The following is a 15,569-nucleotide window of genomic DNA, read 5'->3' as shown; positions in this document are numbered from 1 at the left end:
CGAGGCGCCCGCCCCACCATCAGTGGGACGGGCGCCTCAACCTGCCCTTGACAGCAGGTGCCTACATATCAGCTGTGGAAGGATCGGGGCATGCCGCGCGACGACATCTCTGCGTTGGTGGCCGAGGCTGCCGCCGACGTCCCCGACCGGCAGGCCCTCGTGGAGAGCGGCGGACGCTCCCTCACGTGGTCGCGTCTCGAGGACGAGGTGGCCCGTGTCGCGACCGGCCTGGGAGCCCACGGCATCCGCGCCGGCCAGCGGGTGATGATCGCCGTCGGCAACCGCATCGAGTTCGTCACGACCTACCTCGGCGTGCTGCGGGCGCAGGTCGTCGCGGTCCCGGTCAACCCGCGGTCGACGGCCGGTGAGCTCGCCCGGATGGTCGCCGACTCCGGCACCCGGCTGCTGGTGACCGACGAGACCGCGCTCGACGCCGTCCGCACGGCGCTGGCCGGCCTCGACCCCGATGTCGCCCGGCCGCTGGTCGTGGTCACGGGCGCCGCCCCCGGCGACGGCGAGGTGGCCCTCGACGACCTCCGCGCCGACGTCGTACGCCCCGTCCCGCCGCTGCCCGACCCCGAGAAGCTCGCCGCCCTGCTCTACACGGGCGGCACCTCCGACCTGCCGCGGGCCGCGATGCTCAGCCACCGGGCGCTGCTGGCCAACATCGAGCAGGTCGCGGCCGTCGAGCCGCCGATGATGCACGGCGACGACGTGGTGCTCGGCGTGCTCCCGCTCTTCCACGTCTACGGGCTCAACGCGGTCCTCGGCGGGGTGCTGCGCCACCGGGCCCGACTGCTCCTGGTCGAGCGCTTCGAGCCGCAGGCCGTGCTGGACCTCATCGACGACGAGGCTTGCAGCGTGGTGCCGATCGCCCCGCCGGTCTTCGCCCACTGGCTGCCCGACGAGCACCTGCGCGAGCGGCTCGGCCCGGTCCGGCTCGTGCTGTCCGGCTCGGCGCCGCTCGAGGCGGCGGTGGTCGAGGAGTTCACCTCCATCACCGGCATCCCGGTGCACCAGGGCTACGGGCTCACCGAGGCCGCGCCGGTCGTGACCAGCACGCTGTGCAGCCGGGACCCGCACCCCGGGTCGCTGGGCGCGGCGCTGCCGGGCATCGAGCTGCGACTGGTCGACGAGACATGGGGGCAGGTCGAGGGCGAGGACCCCGGCGAGATCCAGGTGCGCGGCGCCAACCTGTTCAGCGGCTACTGGCCCGACGGGTCCGACGGCCCGGACGAGGAGGGCTGGTTCGGCACCGGCGACGTCGGCTTCCTGGACGCCAGCGGCGACCTGTTCCTCGTCGACCGGGTCAACGAGCTGGTCATCGTCAGCGGCTTCAACGTCTACCCGACCGAGGTCGAGGACGTCCTGCGCGAGGTCGACGGCGTCGCCGACGCCGCGGTGATCGGCGTCCCCGACGAGACGACCGGCGAGGCCGTGGTGGCCTACGTCGTCGCGTCCGCCGACGCCGGGGTGCCCGCCGACCTGGAGGACGCCGTCCGCTCCCACGCCGAGCACCGGCTCGCGCGCTTCAAGCAGCCCTCGCGCGTCGAGGTCGTCGAGGCGCTGCCCGTCACGCTGACCGGCGCGGTGCAGAAGGGCCGGCTGCGCACCCTCGAGCGACGTCGTACGCGAGGGCTCCTCCCGTGACGACCGCCCGCGTGACCCTCTACACCCGCCCGGGCTGCCACCTCTGCGACGACGCCCGCGAGGTGATCGCCCGCGTCTGCGCCGACGTCGGCGAGTCCTTCGAGGAGGTCGACATCACCACCGACGGCGACCTCGAGGACCGCTTCAGCGAGGACATCCCGGTGACCTTCGTCGACGGCAGGCAGCACGACTTCTGGCGTGTCGACGAGGCGCGCCTCCGCGCCGCCCTCGGCGCCTGACGCCTCCCTCGGGCTGCCGGCAGGCGCCGGTGGTCCGCGCTGTCGGAGTCCCCGCCTGAGCGGGGACTTCGACGGGATCGTGGAGGATCCGAGCCACCAGGTGACGTGGATCTTCCACGATGTGGTGACGACGGTCGTCCGGGCCGCCAGGAGGCGTACGCCCTCGGCGCGGGTGGTGCGCGTTGTCGGAGTCCCCGCCTGAGCGGGGACTTCGACGGGATCGTGGAGGATCCGAGCCATCAGGTGACGTGGATCTTCCACGATGTCGTGATGGCGGTGGTTCGGCGCTCGGGATGCTGAGCGGGGCGTGGAGTGTTGGGGGAGGGGTGAAGCTCTCCCTCCTCGACCGCTCCAGGACCCGCCGCGGGCAGCCCGACTCCGCCGCGATCGACGACACGGTCGAGCGGGCGGTGGGGGCCGAGCGGCTCGGCTACGAGCGGTTCTGGGTGGCCGAGCACCACGGCGTGCCCGGGATCGCGTCGGGGTCGCCGGCCGTCCTGCTGGCGGCGATCGGCGCCCGTACGACGCGGATCCGGATCGGGTCGGGCGGGGTGATGCTGCCGCTGCACCAGCCCCTCGTGGTGGCCGAGCAGCTCCTCGTGCTCGACGCGCTCCACCCCGGTCGCGTCGACCTCGGGCTCGGCCGCTCGCTCGGCTTCACGCCGCCGGTGCGCCGCGCGCTGCGCCGCGACGTCGACGACCCCGACACCTTCGAGGCCGATCTCGTCGAGCTGCGCGGATACCTCGACGGCACCGCCGAGGTGACCGCGCGCCCGGCGACCGGGCGGCCGGTGCCGATGCACCTGCTCGCCACCGGCCGCGGCCTCGAGGTGGCGGCCCGCCTCGGGCTGCCCGTCGTCGTGGGCGGCCCGATCCTCGACTCCGACGAGCTCGCCGACGCGCTGGAGGCGTACCGCCGCTCGTTCCGACCGCACGAGGGCAGCCGGCCGCGGGTGACGGTCGCGCTCGACGTGCTGCTGGCCGACGACGACGAGACCGCGCGCGACCTCGCCCTGCCGGAGGCGTGGGCCATGGCGATGTCACGCCAGGCGGGCGAGTTCCCGCCGCTCGACAGCGTCGCCGACATCCGCGCCGTCGAGTGGACCAGCCAGGTACGCCGCCGCGTCGAGGCGTCGCTCGCGCGCGCCGTGGCCGGCAGTGCCCGGACGGTGCGCCGGCGCATCGAGGACCTGGCCGAGCGCAGCGGGGCGGACGAGCTGCTGGCGAGCACCTCGACGTACGACCGTGAGGCCCAGCTGGAGTCCGACCGGATGCTGCGCGACGTCGTGGGCTGAGGAGTGTGACCAGCGCCTCGGCGCGCGGGCTGGGTGTCGTAGGGCCCGGCTGCGTAGGGTGGGGCCTCGAAAGGGAGTAGTCCCCAACAGTCGCGTCGACATGCTGGCCCCCGGGCCCGGCGCGACAGGCCACCCAGGTGGCGGACGAGACTTTCGACCAGTCGCTGACCCTTCACGGACCGGCCTGGTCGAAGGGTCGTCCAGGATCTGGTCGCACGCCCTCCGGCTCAGGCGCGGAGAGGACCCGCACCAGATGAACGCCCTCCTGCTGAGCACCGCCGTCATCTTCGTCGCCGAGCTCGGCGACAAGAGCCAGCTGATGGCGATGACCTTCGCCGCCCGCTACCGGGTGCGAGACGTCCTCATCGGCATCACCGCCGCCACCGCCGTCGTCCACCTCGCCTCCGTCGGCATCGGCTTCTGGATCGGCGACGCCTTCGCCGAGCAGCAGCAGTGGATCTCGGTCGTCGCCGGCGTCGCCTTCCTCGGCTTCGCGGCGTGGACGCTCCGCGGCGACGAGCTCACCGAGGACGAGGCCGCAAAGGCCCGCAACAGCCAGGGCGCGGCGATCCTCGCCGTCGGCATCGCCTTCCTCCTCGCCGAGCTGGGCGACAAGACGATGCTCGCCACCATCACCCTCGCGACCCAGGAGGGCTGGCTCGGCACCTGGGTCGGCAGCACCGTGGGCATGGTCGCCGCCGACGCGCTGGCCATCGGGGTCGGTGCCGTGCTGGGCACGAAGCTCCCCGAGCACGTCATCAGGTGGGGCGCCGCGGCCCTGTTCGCCGCGTTCGGCCTGCTCCTGATCGCCGACGGGATCCGGCTGGCCGGCTGAGGCGTGCCGCGCTAGACCACGGGCATTCGCCCGATGCCGAGCAGCGCGAGGCGTACTACTGCTGGGGGTCCAGCATCCACCCGAGGAGCCCCCGTGAAAATCGTCACCCGATCCCCAGCCGGACCACCCGCCAGACATCGAGGCCTCGCGGCGGCCCAGGCACTCGCCGTCCCAGCGGCCCTGCTGCTCGCCGTCCCCGCAGCAGCCGGCGCCGAGGAGGGGGCGGACGAGTGGGCCGGGTCCGCGGCCTGCCAGTGGGTCAACGCCCAGCCGACCGCGTCGGGCACCACGACCCCGTTCCAGGGAGTGGCGGCGAACGACTCCACGAACCCCGGTCCCGACACCCTCTCGATCCGCATCCCCGACGAGCTGGTGCCGACCATGCTGCCCGGCGAGACCTACACGGCTCGCGGCGACGCCCACACCTATGCGGTCTCGTTCGTCTGGGACGACGGCGGCGGGGCCTTCCCCGGCGGGTTCTCCTCGACCGCGTTCGGCCGCACCGACCCCCCGAGGTCGGTGGCCAGCAACATCCTGTTCCAGACCACCGTGCGGACGCTCGTCGCGACACACCTGAGTGCCTACGTGGCGCCGGGGTCCTACCGCGTCGTCGGCACGGAGATCGTGTACGTGCCCCCGACCTTCCTCGGCCCCGTCACGCTCGACGTGTCGTGTGCCCCGGGGGACTCGCCCGTGGCCGGCCTGGAGCTCAGCGCCTACGGGCCGCCGGTCGACGCCGGCGTCCTCAACGTGGCCCAGCCGGGCCGGACCATCCCGTTCACGTTCTCGGCCAGCCGGGCCGGTCGACCGGTCCTGGGGCTGACCGCCGCCGACGTCTCGGGCCTCGCGAAGCCCTACGACTGCGCCAGCGACGAGGACACGGGCGACCCCGTCGAGGCGCGCCCCACGGGCGGGTCGGGGCTGCAGGACCTCGGGGGTGGCCGTTACCGGCTCAACCTCAAGACGTCGAAGTCGTGGAAGGGGTGCTACCGCGTCGGGCTCACGGTCGACGGGGTGACCCGCACCGAGGACTTCCGCTTCTGAGGGCGCCGCCGGCCTGCTCGGGCAGGCGGGGGCGTGGAGCGCCTACGCTCGGACGCCATGCGCCTCCTCGTCACGTTCGTCGGCGGCCTCGGCCACCTGGCGCCGCTGCTCCCGCTGGCACGTGCGGCGCGCGACGCCGGGCACGAGGTGGCCATCGCCGGGTCCGGCGGGCTGGTCCCGCAGATCGAGGAGGCCGGGTTCGCCGCCTCCGCGACGAGCCCCCGGCCACACCACGACCAGGCCTCCGAGAGCCAGGGCCGCACCCCGCTGGCGGTGCTCGACGCCCGCGCGACCGAGCGCGAGTTCGCCGACAACTTCGCCGACCGGGGAGCACGCCGGATGGCGCTCGCGGTCCCCGACGTGATCCGCGAGTTCGGGCCCGACCTCGTGCTGAGGGACGAGACCGACCTGGGCACGACCGTCGCCGCCGAGCTGCTCGACGTGCCCGTCGCGACCCACCTCGTGCTCGCCGCCGGCCTGCTGGTCCGGCCCGAGCTCGTCGCGCCCCGGCTCGACGCCGTCCGCGCCGAGCACGGGCTCGCGCCGGACCCCGGGCTCACCAGGCTGACGTCGGGACTGGTCCTGAGCGACGCGCCGCCGTCCTTCCGCAGCCCTGAGGCGCCCCTGCGGGTCGAGCCGACCCACTACCGGTCCGCCGCACACCCGCACGAGGGCCGGCGCACGGGCGGGCGCACGGACGGGCCGAGCATCTACGTGACCCTCGGGACGATCTTCAACGCCGCGTCGGGCGACCTCTTCGAGCGCCTGCTGGCCGGGCTCGGCACCCTCGGCGTGGACGTGGTGGCCACGGTCGGACGACGCACGGACCCCGCCGACCTCGGGCCGCAGCCGCCGCACGTGCGGGTGGAGCGCTTCGTCCCCCAGCACGAGCTCCTGCCGCACGTCGACCTGGTCGTCTCGCACGGCGGCTCGGGCAGCCTGATGGCGACGCTGGCGCACGGCGTGCCGTCCCTGCTCCTGCCGCTGGGGGCCGACCAGCCGCACAACGCGAGGCGTGCCGCAGAGCTCGGCGTCGCCGCCGTCCTCGACGCCGCGACCGCCGCGCCCGACGAGGTCGCCTCGCTCGCGCGCGGGCTCCTCGCCGACGTCGAGGTGCGGGAGCGGTGCCGCGCCGTCGCCGGCGAGCTGTCCGCCCTTCCCGACACGTCGGTCGCCGTCGAGGCGCTGGAGCGGGCCGCGTCCTGAGGGACGCCGCGAACCGACCTCCGGCCCTCGCCCTGTAACGCCGCCGGGACCCGAATGCAAGTCAGGAGACCCCCGCGTGAGGTGGCTCATCTCACATGTGCTAGCCCGCGCTCCTGCCGTTTTGTTCTCCCGTTCACAAACTCCTACAGTGGCCGGGTCCACGCGAGGTTCGCAGGGACTGGAAAGAAGCAGCTGTGACCGCACGGACCCCCGACTCTGCCCGGGACATTCCCGAGGCGACCGTCGCCAGGCTTCCCGTGTACCTGCGAGCCCTGACCGGCCTCGCCGAGGGCGGCACCACCACGTGCTCCAGCGAGGAGCTCGCGGCCACCGCAGGCGTCAACAGCGCCAAGCTCCGCAAGGACCTGTCCTACCTCGGCAGCTACGGCACCCGCGGCGTGGGCTACGACGTGGAGTACCTGCGCTACCAGATCGCCCGCGAGATCGGCCTCACCCAGGACTGGCCCGTCGTCATCGTGGGCATCGGCAACCTCGGCCACGCCCTGGCCAACTACTCCGGCTTCCGCAGCCGCGGCTTCCGGGTGGTCGCCCTCCTCGACGCCGACACCGAGCGCCACGACGAGGTCGTCGCCGGCCTCGAGGTGCGCCCCTTCGAGGACCTCGAGTCGATCGTGACCGAGCACGCCGTCTCGATCGGCGTCATCGCGACCCCCGCCGTCGCCGCCCAGTCGGTCACCGACCGCATGGTCGCCGCCGGCATCACCAGCATCCTCAACTTCGCCCCCGCCGTCCTGACGGTGCCGGACGGCGTCGACGTACGGAAGGTGGACCTCTCCATCGAGCTGCAGATCCTCGCCTACCACGAGCAGCGCAAGTCGGTCGCGCCCGGCTCGGAGGTCGTGTCGTGAGCGTCCTCGTCGTGGGCATCTCCCACAAGTCCGCCCCGGTCGAGCTCCTCGAGCGGCTCGCGCTGGACGGCAACGGCACGGTCAAGCTGATCGACGACGTGATGGCCGGTGAGCACGTCTCCGAGGCGACCGCCATCGTGACCTGCAACCGCCTCGAGGTCTACGCCGAGGTCGACCGCTTCCACGGCAGCGTGGAGGACCTCTCGAACCTCCTGGTCGCGCGCGCCGAGCAGCCCGCGGAGGCGCTGCTGCCGCACCTCTACGTCCACTACGACGAGGGCGCGGTCTCCCACCTGTTCCAGGTCGCCGCCGGCCTCGACTCGATGGTCGTCGGCGAGGGCCAGATCCTCGGCCAGACCCGCGAGGCGCTGCGCGTCGGCCAGGAGAACGGCACCGTCGGCCCGGCGCTCAACACGCTCTTCCAGCAGGCGCTGCGCGTCGGCAAGCGCGCCCACGCCGAGACCGACATCGACCGGGCCGCCCCGTCGCTGGTCACCGCCGCCCTCGAGCGCAGCTCGGTGCCGGTCGCCGGAGCCCGCACCCTCGTGATCGGCGCCGGCGCGATGGCCTCGCTCGCGGTGGCCCACCTCTCGCGCAGCGGCGCCGCCAGCATCGCCGTGCTCAACCGCACGGCCGCCCGCGCCGACCGGCTCGCCGACGAGTACGGCGCCGAGTCGGTGCCGCTGACGGCCCTCGGCGAGCAGCTCGCCACCGCCGACATCGTCATCTCGTGCACCGGCGCCCCCGAGCCGCTGGTCCGCCTCGGCGACGTGGTCACCGCCCGCGGCTCGAGCGACCGGCCGCTGACGGTCATCGACCTCGCCCTGCCCCACGACGTCGACCCCTCCCTGGCCGACCTGCCCGGGGTCGAGCTGATCAACCTCGCCGGCCTCGCCGACGAGCTGCGCGGCCTCGAGGCGACCGCCGGCGTCGACGACGTGCGCACCATCGTCGGGCAGGAGATCAGCGCGTTCCTCGCCGTACGACGCCAGGCGAGCGTGACCCCCACCGTGGTCGCCCTGCGCTCGATGGCCACCTCGGTCGTCGACGCCGAGATGGACCGGCTGGCCTCCCGCCTGCCCGACCTCGACGAGGCCGCCCGCGCGGAGATCCTGCACACCGTGCGCCGGGTTGCCGACAAGCTCCTCCACGAGCCCACCGTCCGGGTGAAGGAGCTCGCCGACGCCGAGCCGGCCGTGTCCTACACCGCCGCGCTCGCCGAGCTCTTCCGCCTCGACCCCGAGGCCGTCGACGCCATCTCACGAGCGGAGGGCCAGCAGTGAGCACCCCACGACGTTCTTCTCCTCCGCTGCGCTCCCCCGAACAACGCCGCGAGGACCCCGCATGAGCACGCAGCAGACCGCGCCCCTGCGGCTCGGCACCCGCGCCTCGGCGCTCGCCACGACCCAGTCGGGACTCGTCGCCGACCTCGTCCGCGAGCGGCTCGGCCGCGAGGTCGAGCTCGTCGAGGTCTCGACCGAGGGTGACCGCAGCACCACCCCGCTCGCCCAGATGGGCGGCACGGGGGTGTTCGTCAGCGCCCTGCGCGACGCCCTCCTCGACGGGCGCGTCGACTTCGCGGTGCACTCGCTCAAGGACCTGCCCACCACGCCCGCCGACGGGATCGCCCTGGCCGCGATCCCGACCCGCGAGGACCCCCGCGACGTCGTCGTGGCCCGCGACGGCCTCACCCTGGGCGAGCTGCCGGCCGGCAGCCGCCTCGGCACCGGGTCGCCCCGCCGCGTTAGCCAGCTCGCGGCCCTCGGCCTGGGCCTGGAGCTGGTCGGCATCCGCGGCAACGTCGACACCCGCATCCGCAAGGTGCGCAGCGGAGAGGTCGACGCGATCGTGCTCGCCCGCGCCGGACTGTCGCGTCTCGGCCGCCTCGACGAGGCCACCGAGGTGCTCGACCCGCTCCAGATGCTGCCCGCGCCCGGCCAGGGAGCCCTGGCCGTGGAGTGCCGCTCCGGCGACGCCGAGCTGGTCGAGGCCCTGGCACGACTCGACGACCCCGCCACGCGTGCCGCGGTCACGGCCGAGCGCGCGGTCCTGTCCACCCTCGAGGCCGGCTGCTCGGCCCCGCTGGGCGCCCTGGCCGAGGTCGTCGAGGGAGAGGACGGCGAGGAGCTCTGGCTGCGCGCCGTGGCCCTCTCCGAGGACGGTGGCCTCTCCGTGCGGAGGAGCGCCACCGGCCCGGTCGACGAGGCCGCACGACTCGGTACACGCCTCGCGAGCGAGATGCTCGACGAGGGAGCAGCAGACCTGATGGAAGCACCACCAGTGAGGAATCAGCACGCATGACGCGAGTACAGACCCCCCAGGCCAGCACGTCGCCCACCCCGGCCCAGGGTTGGGTGTCGTTCGTCGGCAGCGGACCGGGTGACCCGGGCCTTCTCACGGTGCGCGCCGTGGAGCTCCTCCAGGGTGCCGAGGTGATCGTCACCGAGGCCCCCGAGCACGTCGCCCTGGTCCGCTCGGTCCTCGGCCTCGTCGAGGGCCCCGACGGCTTCGAGGGAGGCCCCGAGATCGTCGACGGCGGCTTCGGCGAGGACGGCCAGCCGCTCACCCACGCCTCGCGCGCCAAGGTCGTGGTGCGCCACGGCAAGAAGCAGCGCGTGGTCCGCCTGATGACCGGCGACCCGTTCCTCTACGCCTCCGGCCCCGAGGAGGCGCAGGCCTGCGTGAAGGCGGGCGTCGGCTTCGAGGTCGTCCCCGGCGTCTCGTCGGTGAGCGCGGTCCCGGCCTACGCCGGCATCCCGCTGACCACCAAGCGCCACCGGGAGATGGCCGTCGTCACCTGCGGCGAGAAGGTCGACTGGAGCGCCTACGCCGACGACCGCACCCTCGTGCTGCTCTCCGGCGTCGGCAGCATCGGCGAGACCGCGGCCGCCCTCATGGAGGCCGGTCGCTCGCCCGAGACGCCCGTCGCGATGACCCGCGTCGGCACCACGACCGAGCAGCGCACCCTCATCTCCACCCTCGCCAACGTCGCCGCCGACGTGCGCGCCGCCCGCGTCGCGCCGCCGGCGATCACCGTCATCGGCGACGTCGTCGACCTGCGCCAGACGCTGTCGTGGTTCGAGACCAAGCCGCTCTTCGGCTGGCGTGCCCTGGTGCCCCGCACCAAGGAGCAGGCGGGCTCGCTGTCGCGTCGCCTGCGTGAGTACGGCGCCGTGCCCGAGGAGGTGCCGACCATCTCGGTCGAGCCGCCGCGCAACCCGCTCCAGATGGACAAGGCCGTGCGCGGCCTCGTCGAGGGGCGCTACGAGTGGATCGCCTTCACCTCGGTCAACGCCGTCAAGGCGGTGCGCGAGAAGTTCGAGGAGTACGGCCTCGACGCCCGCGCGTTCTCCGGGCTGAAGATCGCCGCGGTGGGCGACAAGACCGCCCAGGCGATCGCCGACTGGGGCCTGCGTGCCGACCTGGTGCCGTCCGGTGAGCAGTCCGCCGCCGGCCTGCTCGCGGAGTGGCCGCCCTACGACGAGGTGCTCGACCCGATCAACCGGGTCTTCCTGCCCCGCGCCGACATCGCCACCGAGAACCTCGTCGCGGGCCTGGTGGACCTCGGCTGGGAGTGCGACGACGTCACGGCCTACCGCACGGTGCGCGCCACGCCGCCGCCCGCGCCGGTCCGCGACGCGATCAAGACCGGCAAGTTCGACGCGGTCGTGTTCACCTCGTCCTCGACGGTGCGCAACCTGGTCGGCATCGCCGGCAAGCCGCACCCCTCGACGATCATCGCGGTCATCGGCCCGCAGACCGCCAAGACCGCCGAGGAGCACGGCCTCCGGGTCGACGTGCTCGCCCCCACGCCCGACGTGGAGGTGCTCGTCGACGCGCTGGCCGCCTTCGGCGCCGCCCGGCGCCTGGCGATGGTGGAGGCCGGTGAGCAGGTGACCCGCCCGAGCGAGCGCACCGCGTCCGGGCGCCGCAAGGCCCGCGCCAAGTAGTCGAACGACACCGCAGCCGCCGCTGGGGAAGGATGGACCCGTGACCGACGACCACCACGTCCAAGGACCGACCATCCGCCCCCGGCGGCTGCGACGCACGCCGGCGCTGCGCCGGATGGTCGCCGAGACCCATGTCGTGCCCAGCTCGCTCGTCCTGCCGGTCTTCGTGCGCGAGGGCCTCGCCGAGCCGCACCCGATCTCCTCGATGCCCGGCGTCGTGCAGCACTCGCGCGACTCCCTCAAGCAGGCGGTCACCGAGGCGGCCGAGCTCGGCCTCGGCGGCGTGATGCTCTTCGGCATCCCCGAGCACAAGGACGCGACGGGCTCCGGGGCGATCGACCCGGGCGGGGTGCTCAACCTCGCCATCACCGACGTCGTGGCCGAGGTGGGCGACGAGCTCACCGTGATGTCCGACCTGTGCCTCGACGAGTTCACCGACCACGGCCACTGCGGCCTGCTGACGCCCGACGGCGAGGTCGACAACGACCAGACCCTCGCGGCCTACGCGCAGATGGCCCTCGCGCAGGCCGCGGCCGGCGTCGACATGGTCGGCCCGAGCGGGATGATGGACGGCCAGGTCGCGGTGGTGCGCCGCGCGCTCGACGTGGCCGCGCACAGCGACGTCTCGGTGCTGGCCTACTCCGCCAAGTACGCCTCTGCCTTCTTCGGCCCCTTCCGCGAGGCCGTGGACTCCTCCTTGGTGGGCGACCGGCGCACCTACCAGCAGGACCCGGCCAACGCGGTCGAGGGCGTGCGGGAGGTGCTCCTCGACGTCGCCGAGGGTGCCGACATCGTGATGGTGAAGCCGGCCCTGCCCTACCTCGACGTGGTGCGCCGGGTGCGCGACGCGGTCGACGTGCCCGTCGCCGCCTACAACGTCTCCGGCGAGTACGCCATGCTCGAGGCCGCCGCCGCCAACGGCTGGATCGACCGGGAGGCGGCCATCTGGGAGACGCTCACCTCGATCCGCCGCGCGGGCGCCGACGTGATCCTCACCTACTGGGCCGCCGAGGCGGCCCGCCTGCTGCGCCGCTGACCGCTGGCCCGGTCAGGGGTTGAGCAGGGCCGCGATGCAGGCCTCGAGGTTGAGCGGGCTGGACACGAGGCACTGGGCGTGGGCCTGCGCCCACGTGAGCGTCTGACCGATCGGCTCGGTCGGGAGCGTCGGGACGAGCGTGGGCAGGCTCGTCGGGACCGTCGTGGGCACAGGGGTCGGCGTCGGCGTCGGGTCCTTGGTCGGCGACTGCGTGGGCGTCTGCGTCGGCGTCTGTGTCTGCGTGGGGGACTGGGTCGGCGTCTGGGTGGGCGTCGGGTCCTTGGTGGGCGAGGTGTCGCCGCCCCCGCCCCCGCCGCCGCCGTTGTCGACGCCCTGGCCGCCGTCCGCGCCGTCGCCCTTCCCGCCGCCCTTCCCGCCGTCCTGGCCGCCGCCTCGGCCGGGGCCGCCGGTCGAGGTGGTGCTCGGGGACGCGTCGACCGTGCCGGGGGAGAGGGGGAGGCCCGGGACGGCGCTGAAGTCGCCGTCGAGGTAGGCCTGCATGACCTCGAGCACCAGGTCGACGTAGTCGTTGGAGTGGTTGTAGCGGTAGACCGAGGCCCGCTGGCCCTGCTCGCCCGACAGGTCGTCGTCGCCGGAGCAGAGGTAGACGGCCGTGGCGAGCGCCGCGTCGTCGACGTCCTGCGGGTCGCGGGTGCCGTCGGCGTCGCCGTCCACGCCGACGACCGACCAAGTCGAGGGGATGAACTGCATCGGGCCGACCGCCCGGTCGAAGCGGGTGTCGCCGTCGTACTGCCCGGCGTCGGTGTCGACGATGCGCTGCGTGTCGTCGGTGCCGTCGAGCGCGACACCGAAGATGCCGGGGCGGGCCACGCCGGCGTCGTCGAGGGAGCTGCCCCCGAAGCGGCCGTGGTCGGACTCGACGCGCCCGATGGCCGCGATGAGCTCCCACGGCAGGTTGCACGCCGGGTCGGCCTCGTTGATCACGGCCTCGGCGCGCTGGTAGGCCGACAGCGCGGCCTGCGGGATGTCGCCCGCGGTGCCGGGGGAGAGGGTCGCGGAGCGGCTCGCGGCGTCGCCCACGCTGGCGGGTGCCTCGATGGCCGCCTCGGGCAGGACGGTGCCGTCGGGGAGGGTGCGGGATCCGTCGGGGTCGGCGGTCGCGGTGCCGACGCCGGCACCGGTGAGGCTCGCCGTCCACGCCGCGGAGAGCACCGCCAGCGGGATGATGGCGATCGCTCGGTGCAGTCGACCCGGACTCGACATGTCGTGGACTCCCCCTGGTCGGCGTGGTGTCACGGTGCCCCCTCCGGGCACGTCCACACCTCGCCGACGACGATTCGTCCTCCCAAGTTACGCGCGCGAGGGCTGTGCGCCAACCCACACCCGGCTGCCCGGCGTCTGCACCGACTGGGTTTCCCTTGCACCCCTGCGTGACAATGACCCGGTGACCCCCGCGACCACCTCCGCGACCACCCCCGCGACCACCGCCTCGACGACCACCGCGGCCAGTGAGGCCTGGTTCGAGCGTGCCCGTGCCGTGACGCCCGGCGGTGTGAACTCGCCGGTCCGCGCGTTCACCGCGGTCGGCGGGACTCCGCGCTTCATCACCTCCGCGTCCGGGGCCTGGCTCACCGACGCCGACGGCAACGAGTACGTCGACCTGATCTGCTCGTGGGGGCCGATGCTGCTCGGCCACGCGCACCCCGAGGTGCAGGCCGCCGTGGCGGCCGCCGTGGCGCGCGGCACGTCCTACGGCACCCCCACCCAGCCCGAGGTCGAGCTGGCCGAGGAGATCGTCGCCCGCACGCCGGTCGAGCGGGTCCGCCTCGTCTCCTCCGGCACCGAGGCCACCATGTCGGCCATCCGCTTGGCCCGCGGGGCCACCGGGCGCGACCTCGTCGTGAAGTTCGCCGGCTGCTACCACGGCCACGTCGACCCGCTGCTGGCCGAGGCCGGCTCCGGCGTCGCGACGCTCGCGGTGCCCGGCACCAGCGGCGTGCCGGCCACCTCCGCCGCCGAGACGCTCGTCCTGCCCTACAACGACCGCGAGGCGGTCCGGGCGGCCTTCGAGGTCCACGGACCGCGCATCGCCTGCCTGATCACCGAGGCATCGCCGGGCAACATGGGCGTCGTCCCGCCGGCCCCGGGCTTCAACGCGTTCCTCGCCGAGACCTGCCGCGCCCACGGCGCGCTGTTCATCAGCGACGAGGTGATGACCGGCTTCCGGGCCACCGCACAGGGCGGCTGGGGGCTCGACGGGGCGATCGAGGGCTGGACGCCGGACCTGATGACCTTCGGCAAGGTGATGGGCGGCGGCTTCCCGGCCGCGGCGTTCGGTGGCCGGGCCGACCTGATGGCCCACCTCGCGCCCGAGGGCCGCGTCTACCAGGCCGGCACGCTCTCGGGCAACCCGGTCGCGACCACGGCCGGGCTCACCACGCTCCGGCTCGCGACCCCGCAGGTCTACCAGCAGCTCGACGCCACCGCGCAGGCGATCCGCGCCGCCGTGGCCGAGCACCTCGAGGCGGCCGGCGTCCCGCACGTGGTCCAGACGGCCGGCACCATGTTCTCGGTGTTCTTCCGCGACGCGCCGGTCCGCGACTTCACCGAGGCGAGCGGGCAGGACACCGCGGCCTACGCGGCGTTCTTCCACGCGATGCTCGACCGCGGCGTCTACCTGCCCCCCTCGGCCTACGAGGCGTGGTTCGTCTCCACCGCCCACGACGACCGGGCCGTCTCCACGATCGTCGAGGCCCTGCCTGCCGCCGCGGCCGCGGCCGCCGCGGCGGGAGGTCACTGACATGGGCGTCCAGACGATCGTCCACCTGCTGCGCCACGGTGAGGTCCACAACCCCGACGGCGTGCTCTACGGCCGGATGGACGGGTTCCACCTCTCCGAGCTCGGCCAGCAGATGGCACGTCGCGTCGCCGCGACGATCGGCGACCGCGACATCGTCCACCTGCGCACGTCGCCGCTGGAGCGGGCCCAGGAGACCCTGGCGCCCCTCGCGGCCCGGCTCGGCATCACCCCGCAGATCGACCCGCGGGTGATCGAGTCCGGCAACAAGTTCCAGGGCGTCAACTTCAGCGCCGGCGCGATGACGTTCGTCAAGCGCCCCGGCCTGCTGCGCTACATGTACAACCCGTTCCGGCCGTCGTGGGGCGAGCCCTACGACGAGATCGCCGGGCGGATGGTGGCGGCGGTGCACGACGCCCGCGACGCGGCCGTCGGCCACGAGGCGGTGGTGGTCTCCCACCAGCTGCCGATCTGGACGACGCGGCTGTTCCTGGAGAAGCGCAGCTACCTCCACCACCCCAAGACCCGCCAGTGCACGCTGTGCTCGCTCACCAGCGTCGTGTTCGACGACGACCGGATGGTGCAGCTGCGCTACTCCGAGCCGGCCGGCGACCTGATCCCCGTGGCCGACCGGTCCGCCCCGTTCTCGGCCGGTGGCGCACCCCGGGAGGACCGGCCCTGAAGCTC

Annotated in this window: 14 protein-coding genes; 13 read left to right on the top strand and 1 reads right to left on the bottom strand. The window is 73.9% G+C overall.

Annotated features, from left to right (window positions below):
* Positions 1-90 precede the first annotated feature (90 nt).
* The 11 genes from AC4H2S_RS21025 (at position 91) to hemB (ending at position 12,124) form a co-directional block, all read left to right on the top strand.
* On the top strand, positions 91-1,650 hold the full coding sequence (locus AC4H2S_RS21025; RefSeq protein WP_491498940.1) for a class I adenylate-forming enzyme family protein: 1,560 nt from the start codon (positions 91-93) through the stop codon (positions 1,648-1,650).
* Positions 1,647-1,889: a glutaredoxin family protein gene (locus tag AC4H2S_RS21020; protein ID WP_491498939.1), complete on the top strand. Its 243-nt coding sequence runs from the start codon at positions 1,647-1,649 to the stop codon at positions 1,887-1,889. Before AC4H2S_RS21025 ends, AC4H2S_RS21020 begins: the two co-directional genes overlap by 4 nt.
* A gap of 326 nt (positions 1,890-2,215) precedes the next feature.
* Complete coding sequence (locus AC4H2S_RS21015) at positions 2,216-3,184, top strand: LLM class flavin-dependent oxidoreductase (RefSeq protein ID WP_491498938.1); 969 nt, start codon at positions 2,216-2,218, stop codon at positions 3,182-3,184.
* A gap of 253 nt (positions 3,185-3,437) precedes the next feature.
* On the top strand, positions 3,438-4,019 hold the full coding sequence (locus AC4H2S_RS21010; protein WP_491498937.1) for a TMEM165/GDT1 family protein: 582 nt from the start codon (positions 3,438-3,440) through the stop codon (positions 4,017-4,019).
* A 93-nt stretch (positions 4,020-4,112) separates the two neighbouring features.
* A complete protein-coding gene (locus AC4H2S_RS21005) occupies positions 4,113-5,063 on the top strand; it encodes a PxKF domain-containing protein (protein WP_491498936.1) in 951 nt (316 codons plus the stop codon).
* A 57-nt stretch (positions 5,064-5,120) separates the two neighbouring features.
* A complete protein-coding gene (locus tag AC4H2S_RS21000) occupies positions 5,121-6,269 on the top strand; it encodes a glycosyltransferase (RefSeq protein WP_491498935.1) in 1,149 nt (382 codons plus the stop codon).
* A gap of 194 nt (positions 6,270-6,463) precedes the next feature.
* A complete protein-coding gene (locus tag AC4H2S_RS20995) occupies positions 6,464-7,138 on the top strand; it encodes a redox-sensing transcriptional repressor Rex (RefSeq protein WP_491498934.1) in 675 nt (224 codons plus the stop codon).
* On the top strand, positions 7,135-8,421 hold the full coding sequence (locus AC4H2S_RS20990; protein WP_491498933.1) for a glutamyl-tRNA reductase: 1,287 nt from the start codon (positions 7,135-7,137) through the stop codon (positions 8,419-8,421). Before AC4H2S_RS20995 ends, AC4H2S_RS20990 begins: the two co-directional genes overlap by 4 nt.
* 61 nt (positions 8,422-8,482) lie before the next feature.
* The gene (gene hemC, locus AC4H2S_RS20985; protein WP_491498932.1) at positions 8,483-9,439 is read left to right on the top strand and encodes a hydroxymethylbilane synthase; all 957 of its coding nucleotides are present in this window, start codon (positions 8,483-8,485) and stop codon (positions 9,437-9,439) included.
* Positions 9,436-11,088, top strand: coding sequence for a bifunctional uroporphyrinogen-III C-methyltransferase/uroporphyrinogen-III synthase (locus AC4H2S_RS20980; protein WP_491498931.1), 1,653 nt, complete (start codon positions 9,436-9,438; stop codon positions 11,086-11,088). The genes hemC and AC4H2S_RS20980 overlap by 4 nt, the downstream gene beginning before the upstream one ends.
* 40 nt (positions 11,089-11,128) lie before the next feature.
* The gene (hemB, locus tag AC4H2S_RS20975; RefSeq protein WP_491498930.1) at positions 11,129-12,124 is read left to right on the top strand and encodes a porphobilinogen synthase; all 996 of its coding nucleotides are present in this window, start codon (positions 11,129-11,131) and stop codon (positions 12,122-12,124) included.
* 12 nt (positions 12,125-12,136) lie between these two features.
* Here the strand turns inward: hemB and AC4H2S_RS20970 are convergent, their stop codons facing one another.
* Positions 12,137-13,348 carry a lytic transglycosylase domain-containing protein gene (locus tag AC4H2S_RS20970; RefSeq protein WP_491498929.1) on the bottom strand — a complete coding sequence of 404 codons (1,212 nt, stop codon included), beginning with the start codon at positions 13,346-13,348 and terminating at the stop codon, positions 12,137-12,139.
* A 181-nt stretch (positions 13,349-13,529) separates the two neighbouring features.
* Between AC4H2S_RS20970 and hemL the strand changes: the two genes are divergently transcribed.
* Both hemL and AC4H2S_RS20960 read left to right on the top strand, forming a co-directional pair.
* Positions 13,530-14,885, top strand: coding sequence for a glutamate-1-semialdehyde 2,1-aminomutase (gene hemL, locus AC4H2S_RS20965; protein ID WP_491498928.1), 1,356 nt, complete (start codon positions 13,530-13,532; stop codon positions 14,883-14,885).
* Position 14,886: 1 nt separating this feature from the next.
* Complete coding sequence (locus tag AC4H2S_RS20960) at positions 14,887-15,564, top strand: histidine phosphatase family protein (protein ID WP_491498927.1); 678 nt, start codon at positions 14,887-14,889, stop codon at positions 15,562-15,564.
* The last annotated feature ends 5 nt before the right edge of the window (positions 15,565-15,569 follow it).

Source organism: Nocardioides sp. Z13_37 (genome assembly GCF_058355585.1).
Note: the sequence above shows the minus strand (reverse complement) of the source record. Positions and strands in the feature narration are given on the sequence as shown.